This window comes from Micromonospora sp. WMMA2032, from assembly GCF_002688545.1.
GTDB lineage: Bacteria > Actinomycetota > Actinomycetes > Mycobacteriales > Micromonosporaceae > Micromonospora > Micromonospora sediminicola.
The window spans coordinates 5,600,001-5,618,769 of record NZ_CP024052.1 but is presented as its reverse complement, the minus strand read 5'-3'; the positions used below and the strand labels follow the sequence as shown (position 1 = coordinate 5,618,769).

The 18,769-nt window shown below is 70.9% G+C and carries 11 protein-coding genes and 2 rRNA genes (1 of these 13 running past the window's edge); 4 read left to right on the top strand and 9 right to left on the bottom strand.

The features are described 5' to 3' along the window. The first annotated feature begins 214 nt into the window (after positions 1-214). On the top strand, positions 215-1,927 hold the full coding sequence (locus CO540_RS31080) for a hypothetical protein (RefSeq protein WP_099164001.1): 1,713 nt from the start codon (positions 215-217) through the stop codon (positions 1,925-1,927). A 9-nt stretch (positions 1,928-1,936) separates the two neighbouring features. Here CO540_RS31080 and CO540_RS26100 read toward each other — a convergent pair whose 3' ends face one another. The 3 genes from CO540_RS26100 to CO540_RS26090 all read right to left on the bottom strand — a co-directional run bounded on the left by CO540_RS26100 (position 1,937) and on the right by CO540_RS26090 (position 7,822). Beyond that, positions 1,937-2,629, bottom strand: a complete 693-nt coding sequence (locus tag CO540_RS26100) for a 1-acyl-sn-glycerol-3-phosphate acyltransferase (RefSeq protein WP_091571880.1) — start codon at positions 2,627-2,629, stop codon at positions 1,937-1,939. 158 nt (positions 2,630-2,787) lie between these two features. Continuing rightward, positions 2,788-5,934: an isoleucine--tRNA ligase gene (gene ileS / locus CO540_RS26095; protein WP_099164000.1), complete on the bottom strand. Its 3,147-nt coding sequence runs from the start codon at positions 5,932-5,934 to the stop codon at positions 2,788-2,790. A gap of 328 nt (positions 5,935-6,262) precedes the next feature. Continuing rightward, positions 6,263-7,822, bottom strand: coding sequence for an alkaline phosphatase (locus tag CO540_RS26090; protein WP_099163999.1), 1,560 nt, complete (start codon positions 7,820-7,822; stop codon positions 6,263-6,265). A gap of 189 nt (positions 7,823-8,011) precedes the next feature. Between CO540_RS26090 and CO540_RS26085 the strand changes: the two genes are divergently transcribed. Next, on the top strand, positions 8,012-8,452 hold the full coding sequence (locus CO540_RS26085) for a carboxymuconolactone decarboxylase family protein (protein WP_091571870.1): 441 nt from the start codon (positions 8,012-8,014) through the stop codon (positions 8,450-8,452). Between the two features lie 61 nt (positions 8,453-8,513). Here the strand turns inward: CO540_RS26085 and ndk are convergent, their stop codons facing one another. Beyond that, complete coding sequence (gene ndk, locus CO540_RS26080) at positions 8,514-8,939, bottom strand: nucleoside-diphosphate kinase (protein ID WP_091571867.1); 426 nt, start codon at positions 8,937-8,939, stop codon at positions 8,514-8,516. Positions 8,940-9,084: 145 nt separating this feature from the next. Between ndk and CO540_RS26075 the strand changes: the two genes are divergently transcribed. Next, positions 9,085-10,392: a VOC family protein gene (locus CO540_RS26075; protein ID WP_099163998.1), complete on the top strand. Its 1,308-nt coding sequence runs from the start codon at positions 9,085-9,087 to the stop codon at positions 10,390-10,392. 48 nt (positions 10,393-10,440) lie between these two features. Here CO540_RS26075 and CO540_RS26070 read toward each other — a convergent pair whose 3' ends face one another. Genes CO540_RS26070 through CO540_RS26060 form a run of 3 tightly spaced genes read right to left on the bottom strand, consistent with a single transcriptional unit; the run spans position 10,441 to position 14,869 of the window. Continuing rightward, entirely contained in the window at positions 10,441-10,914 is a 474-nt protein-coding gene (locus CO540_RS26070; protein ID WP_099163997.1) for a DUF4233 domain-containing protein, read from the bottom strand. Further along, positions 10,911-12,254: a folylpolyglutamate synthase/dihydrofolate synthase family protein gene (locus CO540_RS26065; protein WP_099163996.1), complete on the bottom strand. Its 1,344-nt coding sequence runs from the start codon at positions 12,252-12,254 to the stop codon at positions 10,911-10,913. Before CO540_RS26065 ends, CO540_RS26070 begins: the two co-directional genes overlap by 4 nt. Continuing rightward, on the bottom strand, positions 12,251-14,869 hold the full coding sequence (locus tag CO540_RS26060; protein ID WP_099163995.1) for a valine--tRNA ligase: 2,619 nt from the start codon (positions 14,867-14,869) through the stop codon (positions 12,251-12,253). The genes CO540_RS26065 and CO540_RS26060 overlap by 4 nt, the downstream gene beginning before the upstream one ends. Before the next feature lie 69 nt (positions 14,870-14,938). On the opposite strand from CO540_RS26060, the gene CO540_RS26055 reads away from it, so the two are divergent. Beyond that, positions 14,939-15,616, top strand: a complete 678-nt coding sequence (locus tag CO540_RS26055; protein WP_099163994.1) for a hypothetical protein — start codon at positions 14,939-14,941, stop codon at positions 15,614-15,616. A 135-nt stretch (positions 15,617-15,751) separates the two neighbouring features. On the opposite strand, the gene rrf is transcribed toward CO540_RS26055, so the two are convergent. Together rrf and CO540_RS26045 are read right to left on the bottom strand one after the other, a co-directional pair. Then, a 5S ribosomal RNA gene (gene rrf / locus CO540_RS26050) occupies positions 15,752-15,868 on the bottom strand. Between the two features lie 75 nt (positions 15,869-15,943). Then, a 23S ribosomal RNA gene (locus CO540_RS26045) occupies positions 15,944-18,769 on the bottom strand (it continues 283 nt past the right edge of the window).

Sequence of the window (18,769 nt, the reverse complement as noted above, 5' to 3'; positions counted from 1 at the left end):
GTCCCCCGCCCCGACCTCCCCCACCGCCACCCTTCCCCCACCCCACACCCGTTGATCAAGGAGTTGGCGCGCCGATCCGCGCTCCCCGCCCACGCGAACTCCTTGGTCACCCGCGGGAGCGGAGGCGGGGGCGAGGGTCGGGGGTGGGCGGGGATTCGGCGGAGGTGGCGGGGCGGTACTAACCTCGCAACGGGCGCGAGAGGAGATTGCCGCGATGTCGCAGCCGCAGCCGGGGGCGGGCCGGCCGGCCGACGGGACCGAGGAACGGGTCGTCGCCGAGCCGCCGTCGCCCGGGCCGAAGCAGGTCGACGCCGAGGGCTCCGCCGAGGCCGCCGGCCAGCTCGCCGACCCCGCCCCGGACAGCTCCGCGCCGGAGCGCGACGCGCCGGGCTCGGAGCCGCCGACGGACGGGGACAGCGACCCGAACGCCGCCACCGCACCCCCGGCCGACACCGCACCACCGGAGCCGAACGCCACCCCTGACCCGCCCGACCCGGACAGCACTGCCCACCCGGACCCGCAGGACACCCCCCGCCCGGGCCCGGAGGACACCGGCCGTCCAGACCCGGAGGACACCGCCCGCCCGGGTCCGGCGGACACCGGCCGGCCCGACCCGGACGACGCCGCCGAGGCGCCCGCGGTATCGGCCGACCCCGTCGCCGCGCCGCGGGGGACGGACGCCGACGACACCCCGCCCGCGCCGGCCGGACGCGCCCGGGGCTCCGCCGCCGTGCCGGGCCGCACCGCGCCGACCCCGTCGGCCCCCGACCCGACCCGGGTCGAGGACGCGCCGGCCCCCACCCGCGCCGATCACGCGCCGGACCGGACGAAGGTCGAGCACGGGCCGAACCCCACCCGGGTCGAGACCGCGCCCCGCTGGAGCGGCTCCGCCGCGGTCCCGCCCCCGCCGGCCCGGCGGCGTGCCTGGGGCGAGTCGGCCGAGCCCACGCCGGTGCCGCCGGTCGAGTCCCCCGAGCACGCCACCCCGGTCGACCCGTGGGCGGGCGTGGACACCACCGGCTGGGACCTGCACTCGGTCGAGCTTCCGGCGTTGCCGCCGACGCTGCCCTACACCGCGCCCTGGCCGGCCCACCCGGCGCCGCCGCACCCGGCCGCCGCCCACCCGGGGCCGCCGCCGCACCCGGCCGCCGCCCGACCGGTGTCGCCGCCCGCGCACACCCCGCCGTACCCGGGTCCGCCGGCCGCCCGGCCGGTGTCACCGCCGGCACACACCCCGCCGCCGGCCCCGGTCGCCCCGCCGCGGCCACCGAAGCAGGCGCGCCCGCCGAAGCAGCGCCGGGGCAGGACCCCGCCGCCGGTGGCGCCGCCGCCGGGCTGGCGGGCCCCCAAGGGGTACGTGCCGGTGCCGGTACGCCGGCGGCGTCGCTGGCCCTGGCTGTTGCTGCTCTCCGTGGCGTGCTGCTGCGGCGTGCCGCTGTGGTGGGCCCAGCCGCTGTCCAGCCAGTACCCGGCCAGCGCCAGCCTCCCCGACCAGCTCGACTCGATGCGGCTGCGCCAGGACCAGGGCAGCCAGGCCGCGGCCGAGGACCTGAAGAGCCGGGTACGCCAGGCGGACTGGCTCGCCGAGGACACGTTCGCCGGCATCTACACCACGAACGACGGCAAGCGGGTGACGCTGTTCGGCAGCACCGGATTCCGGTTCAGCCCGGAGTCCGACGCCGAGGCCGAGCTGAAGCGCCTCGCCGGCGACTACGACCTGCAACCCTCGGTGACCGTGGACACCGGCGTACGGGGCCGGCACGAGCGCTGCGCGGTGGGCCGGGCGGACGGCGACGCGGTGGTGGTGTGCACCTCGGTCGACCACGGCAGCCTCACCACCGGCGTGTTCACCCGACTGTCGGTGGACGACAGCGGCCGGCTCCTCGACGAGCTGCGCCAGCGGGTCGTGGTCCCGAAGCAGTCCTGAGCGTCTCGCTCAGGCGGCCGCCTCACCCGGCGTCTGCTCGCTGCGCTTCGGGGCGTAGCGCGGGACGTACTCCTGGCCGGTGAGCTTCTGGATCTCCGACATCATCTCGTCGGTCATGGCGCGCAGTGAGGTGCGGTCGTCCGGCCGGCCGGTGAAGTCCAGCGGCTTGCCGAACCTGATGGTGATCTTGGCGCGACCGGGCCGGGGCACCCGCGTACCGATGGGCTGGGCCTTGTCGGTGCCGGTCACGCCGACCGGGATGATCGGCACTCCGGCGGCCACCGCGAGCCGGGCCGCGCCGGTACGCCCGCGGTAGAGCCGCCCGTCCGGGGAGCGCGTGCCCTCCGGGTAGACGGCGACCAGGTCGCCGGCCTTGAGCACCGGGATCGCCGCGTCGAACGCGGACAACGCGGCCCGCCCCCCGGCCCGCTCGACCGGGATGGCGCCGAGCCCGGTCAGCACGAACTTGGAGAAGCCGCCCTTGATCCCGGTGCCGTTGAAGTACTCCGACTTGGCCCAGAACGCCAGGTGCCGGGGGACCACCGTGCCGAGGAGCAGCTCGTCGGCGACGGAGAGGTGGTTGCCCGCGAAGATCGCCCCGCCGGTCGCCGGGATGTGCTCCAACCCCTCCACGTGCGGACGGAAGGCCAACCGGAGCGCGGGCGCCACGGTGAGCTTGCCGATGGTGTAGAGCAGGGGCACGGGTCCTCCGGCGGTCGTACGTGAGACAGGCGCTGTCACGGTAGCCGACGCTGCCACCCCCGGCCGAGCGGGTGGCCCGCAGTCCACCCGCCGGTGCGCGTGTTAGGAAGGGGCCCTTCCTATACCGAAAGCGTTAAGAAGGGCCCCTTCCTTACATCTCACACGCGGCGGACGCTCACCACCACGCGCTCACCGTCGCCCGCCTCGCCGGCGAAGCCCTCGAGCCCCTCGGCGAAGTCGACGGTGTCGGCCAGCACCTCCCGGGCCACGAACCCGGTGTACGCGGCGACCGCCGCGCGCACCTCCTCGGAGGCCGAGACGGCCACCGCGATCCGGTCCGAGACGTCCAGGTCGGCGTCCCGCCGGGCCTGCTGCACCACCCGGACCACGTCCCGGGCCAGCCCCTCGGCGGCCAGTTCCGGGGTGACCTCGGTGTCCAGCACCACCACGCCCTCGCCGCCGGGCAGCGGCGCGGAGTGCTCCGCGTCGGCGGCGACCAGGCGCAGCTCGTACTCGCCCTCGGCCAGGGTGACCCCGGCGGCCACCGGAGCGCCGTCACGCAGCTCCCAGTCCCCCGCCTTGACCGCCTTGATCACCTGCTGGACCGCCTTGCCGACGCGCGGGCCGAGCGCCCGCGGCACCACGGTCAGCACCTGCTGGCAGTAGGCGTCCAGGTCGTCGGCGAGCACGACCTCCTTCACGTTGACCTCGTCGGCGACCAGGTCGGCGAACGGCCGGAGCTGGGCCGCGACCGGCGAGGCCACGGTCAGCTTCGCCAGCGGCAGCCGCACCCGCAGGCCCTTGGCCTTGCGCAGGGACAGCGCCGCGGAGGCGACCGCCCGCACGTTGTCCATCGCCGAGACCAGCTCGTGGTCGGCCGGGAACTCCTCGGCGGACGGCCAGTCGGTCAGGTGCACCGACCGCTCGCCGGTCAGCCCACGCCAGATCTCCTCCGCGGTCAGCGGCGCCAGCGGCGCCACCACCCGGCAGAGCGTCTCCAGCACGGTCCAGAGCGTGTCGAACGCGTCCGCGTCGCCGGCCCAGAACCGGTCCCGCGAGCGGCGCACGTACCAGTTGGTCAGCGCGTCCAGGTAGGACCGCACGGTCGCGCAGGCGCCGGAGATGTCGTACGCGTCCATCTGCGCGCCGACGGTCGCCACCAGCTCGTTCGTCTTCGCCAGCACGTACCGGTCGAGCACGTTCACCGAGTCGGTGCGACGACGCGCGGTGTGGCCGTCGGCGTTGGCGTAGAGCGAGAAGAAGTACCAGACGTTCCACAGCGGCAGGAGCACCTGCCGCACCGCGTCCCGGATCAGCGTCTCGGTCACCGCCATGTCCCCGCCGCGCAGCACCGGCGAGGACATCAGCATCCAGCGCATCGCGTCCGACCCGTAGGAGTCGAACACGTGGTAGACGTCCGGATAGTTGCGCAGGCTCTTGGACATCTTGCGCCCGTCCGAGCCGAGCAGGATGCCGTGGCTCAGGCAGTTGCGGAACGCCGGCCGGTCGAACAGCGCGGTGGCCAGCACGTGCATGGTGTAGAACCAGCCGCGGGTCTGCCCGATGTACTCGACGATGAAGTCACCCGGGTAGTGGTGCTCGAACCACTCGCGGTTCTCGAACGGGTAGTGCACCTGGGCGAACGGCATCGAGCCGGACTCGAACCAGCAGTCCAGCACCTCCGGCACCCGGCGCATCGTCGACCGGCCCGTCGGGTCGTCCGGGTTGGGGCGGACCAGGTCGTCCACCGCCGGCCGGTGCAGGTCGGTCAGGCGTACGCCGAAGTCCCGCTCGATGTCGGCGAGTGAGCCGTACACGTCCACGCGCGGGTAGTTCGGGTCGTCCGACTTCCACACCGGGATCGGCGAGCCCCAGAACCGGTTCCGGCTGATCGACCAGTCCCGGGCGTTGGCCAGCCACTTGCCGAACGAGCCGTCCTTGATGTGCCCCGGCGTCCAGTTGATCTGCTGGTTCAGCTCGACCATCCGGTCCCGGAACGACGTCACCGCGACGAACCACGACGACACCGCCTTGTAGACCAGCGGGGTGTCGCAGCGCCAGCAGTGCGGGTACGAGTGGGTGTAGACGTCCTGCCGCAGCACCACCCCCCGCTCCTTCAGCTCCCGGATCACCGGCTTGTTCACGTCGAAGACCTGCTCGCCCTGGTACGGCGGCACCAGCGCGGTGAACCGGGTGTGGTCGTCCACCGTGACCACGGTGGGGATGCCGGCGGCGTTGCAGGTGTTCTGGTCGTCCTCGCCGAAGGCGGGGGCCAGGTGGACGATCCCGGTGCCGTCCTCGGTGGTGACGAAGTCCGCGCCGAGCACCTGGTAGGCGTTCGGCCCGGCCGGCTCGACCAGGAAGTCGTAGAGCGGCGTGTAGCGACGCCCGACCAGGTCGCGGCCGTACACGGTGCCGACCTGCTCGTACCCCTCCAACTCCTTGGCGTACGCGCCGAGCCGGGCGGCGCCGACCACATAGCGGTCACCGTCGCGCTCCAGCACCGCGTACTCGATGTCCGGACCGACGGCGAGTGCCAGGTTCGACGGCAGCGTCCACGGCGTGGTGGTCCAGACGCCGAGCTTGACCGGCCCGCGCAGCGGCTCCGGCGCGCTCTCGTCGGCGGTCAGCTCGAACCAGACGGTGAGCGTCGGGTCGTGCCGGTCCCGGTAGACGTCGTCCATCCGGGTCTCGGTGTTGGACAGCGGCGTCTCGCACCGCCAGCAGTACGCGAGCACCCGGAAGCCCTCGTAGACCAGACCCTTGTCGTGCAGGGTCTTGAAGGCCCACATGACGCTCTCCATGTAGTCCAGGTCGAGCGTCTTGTAGTCGTTGGCGAAGTCGACCCAGCGGGCCTGCCGGGTGACGTACCGCTCCCAGTCGTGGGTGAACTCCAGCACGGAGGTGCGGCAGGCGTCGTTGAACCGGGCCACGCCGAGGTCGAGGATCTCCGCCTTGCTGGTGATGCCGAGCTGCTTCTCGGCCACCACCTCGGCCGGCAGGCCGTGGCAGTCCCAGCCGAACCGGCGCTCGACGTGCCTGCCGCGCATGGTCTGGTAGCGCGGCACCACGTCCTTGACGTAGCCGGTGAACAGGTGGCCGTAGTGCGGCAGGCCGTTGGCGAAGGGCGGGCCGTCGTAGAAGACGTACTCGTTCTCGCCGTTCCGGCCGGCGTCGCGGGCCTCGACGGACGCTTCGAAGGTCTTGTCGGCGGTCCAGTGCTCCAGCACCCGGCGCTCGACCGCGGGCAGGTCCGGGCTCGCCGGGACGCCGACGCCGGTCGGGTCGTGCAACGGATAGGCCATCGGGGTCGCTCTCCTCGCGCAGCTCACTCGTCGTGGGTCTGCGAGGACGAACCTCCGGGGTACGCCTGGAACGGCGCTCCCGGGTGGTCCGCGGTACCACCCCGCTTGGCGGTCAGGATCGACCGCCCGCTCATCGGTCGGCTGTGACGGGCCGTCCCGTCCGGTTCTACTGGGCCGGTTGCCCGGCTGTTCTTCCGGAGGCTCACCGGTGATGGCCGGGTCGTCGCCTGTGCGCCCAAGCTTACCCGCCCCGCCCCCCGCTCCGCCTCCGAGTAAGGACGGGCCCCTTCTTATCGCCTACGCGATAGGAAGGGGCCCCTCCTCACACTCAGCGGCGGGTGGGCGCCGGCAGCGTGGTGCTCCAGAGGGAGGCGCCGGCGCGGTCGCGCAGGTGCACGGTCAACGCGCCCGACTCCCCGTCGATGTCGACCTCGCCGAAGTGCTGGAAGCCCTCCGCCGGCGAGGTGTTCGCGGCCGGCGGGGCGTGCACGAAGACGGCCTTCGGGCCGAAGGTGCCGTCCAACGCGTTCGGGCCGAACGCCCCGGCGTGCGCCGGGCCGGAGACGAACTCCCAGAACGGGCTGAAGTCGCCCACCGCCGCGCGGGCCGGGTCGTAGTGGTGGGCGGCGGTGTAGTGCACGTCGGCGGTGAGGAAGACCAGGCCGGTCACCCCGGCCCGGTGGGCCGCGCGCAGCACCTCGGCGAACTCCAGCTCACGGCCGGCCGGCGCGCCCGGGTCGCCCTGGGCCACCCCCTCCTGCGCGCCCGGGCCGTCCGGCACCACCACACCGATCGGCAGGTCGTTGGCGATCACCTTCCAGGTCGCCCGGGACGCACGCAGCTCCCGGACCAGCCACTCCCGCTGCGCCCGGCCGAGCAGGCCGCGCGCCGGGTCGGCGTACGTGTTGCCGTCGTTCGGGTCCTTCCAGGTGCGCATGTCCAGCACGAAGACGTCCAGCAGCGGCCCGTACGACAGGCGTCGGTACAGCGGCCCGCCGGCCGGCGCCGGCAGCCACTCGTGGAACGCCTGCCGGGCCCGGGCGGCGAGCACGTCCACCCGCTTCTCGGTGTACCGGTCGTCGACCAGGATCTCCCCCGGGTACCAGTTGTTGACCACCTCGTGGTCGTCCCACTGGTTGATCTGGGGCACCTGGGCGGCGAAGGCCCGCAGGTGCTCGTCGAGCAGGTTGTAGGCGAACTGTCCCCGGTACTCCGCCAGCGTCTCGGCGACCTTGCTCTTCGCCGGCGTCACCAGGTTGCGCCAGAGCCGCCCGTCGGGCAGCGTGACGCGCTCGGCGAGCGGGCCGTCGGCGTACACCGTGTCCCCGCTGCACAGGAAGAAGTCGGGACGCCGCTCGCGCATGGCGCGGAAGATCGCCAGGCCGTCGAAGTCCGGGCTGATCCCCCAGCCCTGCCCGACGATGTCACCGGTCCAGACGAACCGCACGTCCCGCCGCTGGTGCCGCCCGGGGGCGGTGGCGAACGAGCCGGTCAGCGGCTCGCTGCACACGCCGTGCCGGTCCAGGCTCTCCACCCGTACCCGGTAGTGCAGCCGCTCGCCCGCCGGCAGGCCGCGCAGCCGGACCCGGCCGGTGAAGTCGCCGTCCGGGTCGACCACCGGGCCGCGCACCAGCCGCGCGCCGCGCAGGTCGGGTCGGCGGCTGACCTCGACGAGCATCCGGCCGGGCCGGTCCGCCCGGGTCCAGACCAGCGCCGAGTCGGCGGTCACGTCACCGCTCTGCACGCCGTGGGTGAGCGACGGCCGCCCGCTCGGCCGCCACGCCGGGGCGGCCGGCGCGCCGGCTCCGCCGAGCAGCGCCCCGCCGGCGGCCCCCGCCCCGGCGACCAGTCCGGCGCGGAGCAGCGTACGTCGGTCGATGTGCGTCATGGGTCCTCCCGGTCTCGACGAACTCGCCAGACCGGTCTACCGGCCCGACATGGCCGGGGACGTGGCCCGAGGTGACCGGCACCTCAACGACGGCTGTCCGGACCCCGGCATGAGCGGCGTCACACCGCGTCACACCCGGCCGGCCGTGGACCGTCCTGTCCGCGTACCCGAATTTCCGAGGAGGCGGCGATGAGCCGGATCGACATGGCGGCGGTGGCGCCGGAGGCGTACCGGGCCGTGCTGGGGCTGGAGAAGTACGTCCGGGCGAACGTGGACCACACGGTGCTGGAGCTGGTCAAGCTCCGGGCGTCGATGCTCAACGGCTGCGCGTTCTGCGTGGACATGCACAGCCGGGAGGCGTTGGAGGCCGGGGAGAACAGCCGGCGGCTGTTCGCCGTCGCGGCGTGGCGGGAGGCGCCGTTCTTCGACGAGCGGGAGCGGACCGCGCTGGCCCTCACCGAGTCGGTGACCCGGCTGGGCGACCACGGCGTGCCGGACGACGTCTGGGACGCCGCGGCGAAGGTCTGGTCGGAGAAGGAACTCGCGGACCTGGTGACGGCGATCGCCACCATCAACGTGTGGAACCGGGTCTCGGTGACCTGCCGGACCCAGCCGCCGGCGCTGGACTGACGGCGGACGTGCCACGGCCCCGGTCCCGCGAGGTGCGGGCCGGGGCCGTCGGCGGTTCCGGTCAGCCCAGCTCGGGGAACCAGAGGGCGATCTCGCGCTTGGCGCTGTCGGTCGAGTCGGAGGCGTGCACCAGGTTCTCCCGGTTCGACAGCGACAGGTCACCGCGGATGGTGCCGGCGGCGGCCTTGCGGCCGTCGGTGCTGCCGATCATCCCGCGCACCACGTCGATCACCTGGTCGCCGGAGAGCACCAGCGCCACCAGCGGGCCACCGGTCATGAACGTCTTCAGCGGCGGGTAGAACGGCTTGTCGACGTGCTCGGCGTAGTGCTGGTCGGCGAAGTCGCCGTCCATGGTCCGGCTCACCATCGCGTCGATCCGCAGGCCCTTGCGCTCGAAACGGGACAGGATCTCGCCCACCAGACCACGGCGCACCGCGTCGGGCTTGATCAGTACGAGCGTCCGCTCGTCCGGGCTGCTGCTGGACACGCTGGTTTCCTCCTGCGCACTCAAACGGGGTCGGGCTGGGTACGGTCAGCGTAGCGACCCGGTCCCGGCGCCGGCGCGGCGGCTGCGTCTTCCCTGGCCCGCCGCGGCGGCCTAGCCTGGCCCTGGAACCCCTGGGAGGTCCACTGTGGCGAATGGCGGGAACCGCACGATCGCGCCGGTACGCAAACTGATCGGCGCGGTGCTCGGCACCGTGGCCACCTTCGTGACCGTGTTCGGCCTCGGCATGACCAGCTGGGCGATCGTGGCCCTCGGCGTCGCGCTGCTGGTGCTGGCGATCGCCCTGGCCACGGTGCGCGGCGGTGGCCGCACCTGGGTGGTCGGCCTGGGGCACGTGCACAGCGCCTCCGAACCACCCACCCAGTACGCGTTCGGGCGCTGCGAGCTGCAACTGGTGATCGACGCCCCCGGGCTGCCGCCCCGCTCCAAGAAGATCATCGAGCCTCGGGTGCCGGTCGCCAAGTGGCCCTCGCTGGGCCAGGCGCTGCCGGTCCGGGTGGCCCTCGACGACCAGCGGCACGTCCGGGTGCTCTGGGACGAGGTGCCGACCCACGCCGAGACGGCCGCCGCGGTCGCCGACCTCCCGCCCGAGTACGCCGGCCCGGACCCGCTCGACGAGCCGCTCATCGCGCAGGAGGCACCGCCGTGGGCCGGGCGCGCCCCGGAGGACGAGTTCCGCGACGACTACCCGCCCGCACCGGACCCGTTCCTGGACGACGTCCCGCCCCGACCGGAGGACCGCGAGCCGGTGGTGGTGCACCAGCGTCCCGGCGGCCCGGTCGTGCTGGAGGGGCAGCTGGTCGAGCCGGCCGCCGCCAACCCGCTCCCCCGCCGCGCCCCGGCGCCCCGCGCACCGGCCGAGGAGCGCGACACCGTGCCGGTCGGCACCGTGCCGGTCGACCCGATCGACGTTCCGCTGGACGCGCCGGACGAGCCGTCGGACGCGACCGCGCGGGCCGACGCCCCGCCCACGGCCGAGGAGCTGGACGAGGCCATCTTCGGTCCGTCCGCCCACCCGGAGCCGGACGAGCTGGCCAGCCCGATCAGCGGCGTCGGCATCACGCTGCTCGTCACCGACCTGGACCGGTCCCTCGACTTCTATCGCGAGCTGGGCTTCGACGAGCTGGACCGGGGCGAGGGCAACGCCGTGCTCTCCTCCGGGCCGACCCGGCTGGTGCTGCGCCGGGTGACCGGCGCCGCCCCGATCAGCCGCCGGCTGGTGCACGTCAACCTGGAGGTCGACGACATCCAGGCGGCGTACGAGCGGCTGCGCGAGTCCGGGGTGCGGTTCACCTACGCCCCACGCGTGGTCAACCGGGGCACCAAGCTGGAGGTGTGGGCGGCGGCCTTCCGCGACCCGGACGGTCACGGCGTGGCGCTCACCCAGTGGCGCGCCCTCGCCGAACCCAAGGAAGGGCCCCTTCTTAACGCCTGAGCGATAGGAAGGGCCCCCTCTTAACGGGAAGCGAACCGCGAACGGCGCTCAGCCGAGGATGACCCGCCGGACGTGCAGCGCGTACGCCCACACCAGCGCGAAGATCACACCGAGCGCGAACAGCGACCAGTGCAGCAGCCCGGAGAGCAGCAGCAGTCCCTGGAGCACGGTTCCGGCGTGCCACGCCCAGGGGCGGCGCATCATGCCGGCCAGCACCACGCAGGCCACCGCCAGCGCGACGATGACGCCGATCGCCGCGCCGCCCAGGTCACCGCCGACCACCCGGATCGGCTGGATGGCGAGCAGCAGCACCAACGCCTCCAGCGAGAGCGTGCCGGCGCCCAGCCCGCGTACCGCCTTGTCCGGGTTGCGCAGGCCGGAGCGGCGCCCGCCCTCCGGCGTCGGCCCGCCGGGCTGCTCCGGACCGCCCGGCTGCGCCCCGGCGCCCGGCCGGGACGACCGCCGCGCGTCCGGGCCGGACGGGCGCGGCTCGGCGTCCGGGTGCCGCTGCGGGTCCGTCATCGCTTGAGCAGCCGGCGGGCGTCGGCCACGGTCACCACCGATCCGGTGACCAGCACGCCCACCCCGGACAGTTCGCCCGGCACGTCGGACTCGGCCTCCGCCACGGCCGCCTCGATGGCGTCGGGCATCTCCCGGGCCACCTGGACCCGGTCCGGCCCGAAGACCTCCCGGGCCAGCTCGGCCAGCTCGTCGACCGGCATGGCCCGGGGCGAGCTGTTCTCCGCCACCACGACCGAGTCGAGCACCGGTTCGAGCAGTTCGAGCAGGCTCGCGGCGTCCTTGTCGCCGAGCACCGCCAGCACGCCGACGAGCTTGCTGAACGCGAACTCCTCCTGCACCGCGGCGACCGTCGCGGCCATCCCGTGCGGGTTGTGGGCGCCGTCGAGCAGCACCGTCGGCGCGGTGCGGACCCGCTCCAGGCGGCCCGGCGAGCTGGTCGCGGCGAAGCCCTCGCGGACCGCCTCGATGTCCAGCTGCCGCCGCGCCCCGGCGCCGAGGAACGCCTCCACCGCGGCCAGCGCCACGGCGGCGTTCTGCGCCTGGTGCGCCCCGTGCAGCGGGATGAAGATCTCCTCGTACACCCCGCCCAGGCCCTGGATGGTCAACACCTGGCCGCCGACGGCGACCGCCCGGCGCAGCACCCCGAACTCGGCGCCCTCGCGGGCGACGGTGGCGTTGACCTCGGCGCAGCGTTCCAGGATCGGCCGGGCCGCCTCCTCCTCCTGCGCCGCCGCGATCACGGTGGCGCCGGGGTGGATGATGCCCGCCTTGTGCAGCGCGATGTCCTCGATCGTGTCGCCGAGCCACTCGGTGTGGTCCAGCCCGATCGGGGTGATCACGGCGACGCCGGCCTGGATCACGTTGGTCGCGTCCTCCGCGCCGCCGAGCCCGACCTCCACCACCGCGACGTCGACCGGGGCGTCGGCGAACGTGGCGAACGCCAGCGCGGTGGTCATGTCGAAGTAGGTCAGCGGCTCGGCGGACCGCTGGTCGACCAACTCGGCCAGGGGCGCGATCTCGCGGTACGTGGCCACGAACCGCTCCTCGCTCACCGGCTCGCCGTCCAGGCTGATCCGCTCCCGGACGGTCTCCAGGTGCGGGCTGGTGTAGCGGCCGGTGTGCAACCCGAACGCCCGCAGCAGCGAGTCGATCATGCGGGCCGTCGAGGTCTTGCCGTTGGTGCCGGTCAGGTGGATCGACGGGTAGGCCCGCTGCGGGCTGCCGAGCAGGTCGAGCAGGCTCTCGATCTTCTCCAGCTCGAAGTGCATCCGGGTGAAGCCGCGCGCGTTGAGCGCGGCCTCCACCTCGGCGAACGCGGAGCGGTCGGCACGGTCGCTCATGAGGGCAGCGCCTCCAGGGCGGCGTCGATCCGGACCAGGTCCGCCTCGGCCACCGCCAGTCGCTCACGGATCTTGGCCACCACCGGCTCGGGCGCCTTGCCGACGAAGGCCGGATTGTCCAGCTTCGCCCGCGCCTGGGTGGCCTCCTTCTCGGCCGCCGCCCGGTCCTTGGCCAGCCGGGCACGCTCGGCGGCCACGTCGATCGAGCCACGGGTGTCCAGCGCGACGCTCACCGCACCGGGCATCGCCAGCGTGGCGCTGGCCTGGAAGTCGTCACCGGGCGCGTCGAGCCGGGCCAGCGAGCGGACCAGCGGCTCGTGCGCCGCGATGCCCGCGCCGGCCAGGCCGTCGAGCCGCGCCGCGACCCGCTGCGTCGGCCGCAGGCCCTGGTCCGACCGGAACCGCCGGACCTCGGTCACCACCCGCTGGAGGGTGCCGACCTCGCCCTCCGCGGCGTCGTCGACCAGGGTACGGTCGGCGACCGGCCAGGCCGACGTCAACACCGTCTCGCCGCCGTTGAGCGCGACCCACAGCTCGTCGGTGACGAACGGGATCACCGGGTGCAGCAGCCGCAGGAGCTGGTCCAGCACGTGCCCGAGCACCCGGCGGGTGGCGTCCGCCGCCGGGCCGCCCTCGGCCAGCACCGGCTTGCTCAGCTCCACGTACCAGTCGCAGACGTCGTCCCAGGCGAAGTGGTAGAGCAGGTCGCAGACCTTCGCGAACTCGTACGCCTCGAACTGCTCGTCGACCTCGGCGGTGACGTGCGCCAGCCGGGACAGGATCCACCGGTCGACGGTGGAGAGGTCAGCGGCGGCCGGCAGCGGCCCGTCGGTGTGCGCGCCGTTGAGCAACGCGAACCGGGTGGCGTTCCAGAGCTTGTTGCAGAAGTTGCGGGAGCCCTGGCACCACTCCTCGCTGACCGGCACGTCCTGGCCGGGGTTGGCGCCGCGGGCCAGCGTGAACCGGGTGGCGTCGGCGCCGAACCGGTCGATCCAGTCCAGCGGGTCGACCACGTTGCCGAACGACTTCGACATCTTCTTGCCGTGCTCGTCGCGCACCATGCCGTGCAGCGCCACCACGTCGAACGGCTGCACGCCGTCCATCGCGTACAGGCCGAACATCATCATCCGGGCGACCCAGAAGAACAGGATGTCGTAGCCGGTGACCAGCACGCTGGTCGGATAGAACTTCGCCAGGTCCGGAGTGTGCTCCGGCCAGCCGAGGGTGGAGAACGGCCAGAGACCGCTGGAGAACCAGGTGTCCAGCACGTCCTCGTCCTGCCGCCAGCCCTCGCCGGTCGGCGGCGTCTCGTCCGGGCCGACGCAGACGATCTCGCCGGCCGGGCCGTACCAGACCGGGATGCGGTGGCCCCACCACAGCTGGCGGGAGATGCACCAGTCGTGCATGTTGTCGACCCAGGCGAAGTAGCGCTTGGCCAGCTCGGCCGGCTCGATCTTCACCCGGCCGTCGCGCACCGCGTCGCCGGCGGCCTTGGCCAGCGGCCCGGTGTTGACGAACCACTGCAGCGACAGCCGCGGCTCGACGGTCGTCTTGCACCGCGAGCAGTGCCCCACCGCGTGCAGGTACGGCCGCTTCTCGGCCACGATCCGGCCCTGCTCACGCAGCGCCGCCACGATCGCGGGCCGGGCCTCGTACCGGTCCAGGCCCTCGAACGGCCCGGGCGCGGTGATCACGCCGCGCTCGTCCATGATCGTCAGCGAGGGCAGGTCGTGCCGCTGGCCGATCTCGAAGTCGTTCGGGTCGTGCGCCGGGGTCACCTTGACCATGCCGGTGCCGAACGCGGGGTCGACGTGCTCGTCGGCGACGATCGGGATGCGCCGGTCGGTGAGCGGCAGGGCCACCTCGGTGCCGATCAGGTGCCGGTAGCGCTCGTCGTCCGGGTGCACCGCGACCGCGGTGTCGCCGAGCATCGTCTCGGCCCGGGTGGTGGCCACCACGACCTCGTCGCCGTAGCGGATCGAGATCAGCTCGCCCTCGTCGTCGGTGTGCTCGACCTCGATGTCGGAGAGCGCGGTGAGGCAGCGCGGGCACCAGTTGATGATCCGGTTGGCCCGGTAGATCAGGCCGTCGTCGAAGAGCTTCTTGAACATGGTCTGCACGGCCCGGGAGAGGCCCTCGTCCATGGTGAAGCGCTCACGGTCCCAGTCGACCGCGTCGCCGAGCCGGCGCATCTGGCCCAGGATCGCGCCACCGGACTCGGCCTTCCACTGCCAGACCCGCTCGACGAACTTCTCCCGCCCCAGGTCGTGCCGGGACAGCCCCTCACCGGCGAGCTGCCGCTCGACCAGGTTCTGGGTGGCGATGCCGGCGTGGTCCATGCCGGGCAGCCACAGGGCCTCGTGTCCCTGCATCTTCTTGCGCCGGGTGAGCGCGTCCATCAGCGTGTGCTCGAACGCGTGGCCCATGTGCAGCGAGCCGGTGACGTTCGGCGGCGGGATGACGATCGCGAACGGCGGCTTGTCGCTGCTCGCCGACGCCCGGAAGTGCCCGCCGGCCACCCACTGCTCGTACCGTCGCTGCTCTACCTCGCCGGGCTGGTACTGGCCGGCAAGGGTCGGGGCGTCGGGGCGGTGGGCATCCAGTCTCTCGGTCACCCTGAAAGTCTACGGAGCGCTTTCGGAGACCTGACGTGCGCCACCGGTGATTCGCGTACGGTGGCGGGCATGTCCGACGCGCATCTCACCGAGCGTCCGGTCGACGGGGGTCACGGTCCGGTCGAACTGACCGAGGAGCCGATCCAACTGAGCCGCCGCGACCCCGCGCTGGAGCCCGAACGGCGGCCCGTGTCACGGCGCCGGAAGATCGTGCTGGCCGCCCTGCTGGCGGCCGGCCTCGCCGGCGCCGGCGCCCTCGGGCTGGGCGGCTGGCGAGTGGTCCAGGAGAAGGACACCCGGCTGACCCAGCCCGCGGACGTGGCCGGGCTCACCCGCGACGACAGCGACCGGGCCCGCAGCACCGCCGACTACCTGCGCGACGGGTTCGCCGCCGACATCGAGCTGGACCGCAGCTTCGGCGTGGTCTACACCGATCCGGGCGACGCCAAGCGGTCCGTGCTGCTCTTCGGCGGCACCACCCTGCTCTGGCAACCCGAGCGGGACCTGGACACGCTCTTCGGGCTGATGGCCGACGAGACCGGCAAGGTCGCCGGGCTGCGTGAGGTGGACGCGGGCCGGCTGGGCGGCGTGATGAAGTGCGGTACGACCAGCGGCGACGGCGGCGACTTCGCGGTGTGCGGCTGGGCCGACCACGGCAGCGTGGTGATGGGGATGTTCCCCGGCCGCGCGGTGGACGACTCCGCGACGCTGTTCCGCCGGCTCCGCGAGGGCATCCAGACCCGCTGACCCGAGAAGGGGTCGGGCCGGCTCTCCTGCAGCCCGACCTCTCGCCGGCCCGTCTCCCCACTTCGGAGGTCGCGGTATCGGTGCCCAGAAATGCGTCAGGGCCACCCCGTGCGGGGTGGCCCTGAGCTGAAGATTGTCCGGCGGTGTCCTACTCTCCCACACCCTCCCGAGTGCAGTACCATCGGCGCTGGAGGGCTTAGCTTCCGGGTTCGGAATGTGACCGGGCGTTTCCCCTCCGCCATGACCGCCGTAACTCTATGAACATGTCAACCATCCCAGGTCGGGTGGTGTTTGTTCAGAGTTGCACAGTGGACGCGTAGCAGCTTGGTAGTCAAGTCCTCGGCCTATTAGTACCGGTCAACTGAACCCGTTACCGGGCTTACATTTCCGGCCTATCAACCCAGTCGTCTAGCTGGGGGCCTTACCCCACAAAGTGGGTGGGATACCTCATCTTGAAGCGAGCTTCCCGCTTAGATGCTTTCAGCGGTTATCCCTTCCGAACGTAGCTAACCAGCCGTGCCCCTGGCGGGACAACTGGCACACCAGAGGTTCGTCCGTCCCGGTCCTCTCGTACTAGGGACAGCCCTTCTCAAGTATCCTACGCGCACGGCGGATAGGGACCGAACTGTCTCACGACGTTCTAAACCCAGCTCGCGTACCGCTTTAATGGGCGAACAGCCCAACCCTTGGGACCTGCTACAGCCCCAGGATGCGACGAGCCGACATCGAGGTGCCAAACCATCCCGTCGATATGGACTCTTGGGGAAGATCAGCCTGTTATCCCCGGGGTACCTTTTATCCGTTGAGCGACACCGCTTCCACATGCCAGTGCCGGATCACTAGTCCCGACTTTCGTCCCTGCTCGACCTGTCAGTCTCACAGTCAAGCTCCCTTGTGCACTTGCACTCAACACCTGATTGCCAACCAGGCTGAGGGAACCTTTGGGCGCCTCCGTTACCCTTTAGGAGGCAACCGCCCCAGTTAAACTACCCACCAGACACTGTCCCTGAACCGGATAACGGTCCGAAGTTAGATACCCAAATCAACCAGAGTGGTATTTCAAGATTGCCTCCACCCATACTGGCGTATGGACTTCACCGGCTCCCACCTATCCTACACAAGCTAATTCAGATACCAATGTCAAGCTATAGTAAAGGTCCCGGGGTCTTTCCGTCCTGCCGCGCGTAACGAGCATCTTTACTCGTAATGCAATTTCGCCGGGCCTGTGGTTGAGACAGTGGGGAAGTCGTTACGCCATTCGTGCAGGTCGGAACTTACCCGACAAGGAATTTCGCTACCTTAGGATGGTTATAGTTACCACCGCCGTTTACTGGCGCTTAAGTTCTCCGCTTCGCCCCGAAGAGCTAACAGGTCCCCTTAACGTTCCAGCACCGGGCAGGCGTCAGTCCATATACATCGAATTACTTCTTCGCATGGACCTGTGTTTTTAGTAAACAGTCGCTTCCCCCTGCTCTCTGCGGCCATACAACGCTCCACCCGCGCGGGGCTTCACGTCTCCGGCCCCCCTTCTCCCTAAGTTACGGGGGCAATTTGCCGAGTTCCTTAACCACAGTTCGCCCGATCGCCTCGGTATTCTCTACCTGACCACCTGTGTCGGTTTGGGGTACGGGCCGCTCAGAACTCGCTAGAGGCTTTTCTCGGCAGCATAGGATCACTGACTTCACCTGAATCGGCTCGGCATCACGTCTCAGCCTACATGCACCGCGGATTTGCCTACGGTACGGCCTACACGCTTACCCCGGCACAACCACCGGCCGGGATCAGCTACCTTCCTGCGTCACCCCATCGCTTGACTACTACCCGCCAGGTTCCCACGCTCCCCGCATCAGACCCGAAGGTCATCCACGGTTTGGGTGGTTAGCACAACGAGGTTCATCAGGGTCGCTCTTTCGCGGGTACGGGAATATCAACCCGTTGTCCATCGACTACGCCTCTCGGCCTCGCCTTAGGTCCCGACTCACCCAGGGCGGATTAGCCTGGCCCTGGAACCCTTGGTCATCCGGCGGAAGGGTTTCTCACCCTTCTTTCGCTACTCATGCCTGCATTCTCACTCGTGCCGCGTCCACAGCTGGGTCACCCCGCTGCTTCACCCCCGGCACGACGCTCCCCTACCCATCCACACACCTGCACAAGGAATCAAGTCCAAGCGAGGTTGAAATGTGAATGCCACAGCTTCGGCGGTGTGCTTGAGCCCCGCTACATTGTCGGCGCGGAACCACTTGACCAGTGAGCTATTACGCACTCTTTAAAGGGTGGCTGCTTCTAAGCCAACCTCCTGGTTGTCTATGCGACCCCACATCCTTTTCCACTTAGCACACGCTTAGGGGCCTTAGCTGGTGATCTGGGCTGTTTCCCTCTCGACTACGAAGCTTATCCCCCGCAGTCTCACTGCCGCGCTCTCACTTACCGGCATTCGGAGTTTGGCTGATTTCGGTAAGCTTGTGGGCCCCCTAGACCATCCAGTGCTCTACCTCCGGCAAGAAACACGCGACGCTGCACCTAAATGCATTTCGGGGAGAACCAGCTATCACGGAGTTTGATTGGCCTTTCACCCCTAACCACAGGTCATCCCCCAACTTTTCAACGTTGGTGGGTTCGGCCCTCCACGCGGTCTTACCCGCGCTTCAGCCTGCCCATGGCTAGATCACTCCGCTTCGGGTCTAGAGCATGCGACTGAATACGCCCTATTCAGACTCGCTTTCGCTACGGCTCCCCCACACGGGTTAACCTCGCCACATGCCACTAACTCGCAGGCTCATTCTTCAAAAGGCACGCCGTCACCCCGCAAGGCTCCGACGGATTGTAGGCGAACGGTTTCAGGTACTATTTCACTCCCCTCCCGGGGTACTTTTCACCATTCCCTCACGGTACTCGTCCGCTATCGGTCACCAGGAAGTATTTAGGCTTACCAGGTGGTCCTGGCAGATTCACGGCAGATTTCAGGAGTCCGCCGCTACTCGGGAACACCCACAGAAGACTGGCAACTTTCACCTACCGGACTATCACCGTCTACGGTCAGCCATTCCAGACTGTTCGACTAGCCACCAGCTTTGTAACTCCTCGAGTGCGTGTCAGCACACTCAGCAGGGTCCCACAACCCCAACCACGCAACCCCTGACAGGTATCACACGC

What these genes read in the sequence shown, in the direction of transcription:
- CO540_RS31080 (WP_099164001.1), top strand. Translation starts at nt 215, where the DNA reads ATGTCGCAGCCGCAGCCGGGGGCGGGCCGGCCGGCCGACGGGACCGAG.
- ileS (WP_099164000.1), bottom strand. Translation starts at nt 5,934, where the DNA reads ATGGCCTATCCGTTGCACGACCCGACCGGCGTCGGCGTCCCGGCGAGC.
- CO540_RS26090 (WP_099163999.1), bottom strand. Translation starts at nt 7,822, where the DNA reads ATGACGCACATCGACCGACGTACGCTGCTCCGCGCCGGACTGGTCGCC.
- CO540_RS26085 (WP_091571870.1), top strand. Translation starts at nt 8,012, where the DNA reads ATGAGCCGGATCGACATGGCGGCGGTGGCGCCGGAGGCGTACCGGGCC.
- CO540_RS26070 (WP_099163997.1), bottom strand. Translation starts at nt 10,914, where the DNA reads ATGACGGACCCGCAGCGGCACCCGGACGCCGAGCCGCGCCCGTCCGGC.
- CO540_RS26065 (WP_099163996.1), bottom strand. Translation starts at nt 12,254, where the DNA reads ATGAGCGACCGTGCCGACCGCTCCGCGTTCGCCGAGGTGGAGGCCGCG.
- CO540_RS26055 (WP_099163994.1), top strand. Translation starts at nt 14,939, where the DNA reads ATGTCCGACGCGCATCTCACCGAGCGTCCGGTCGACGGGGGTCACGGT.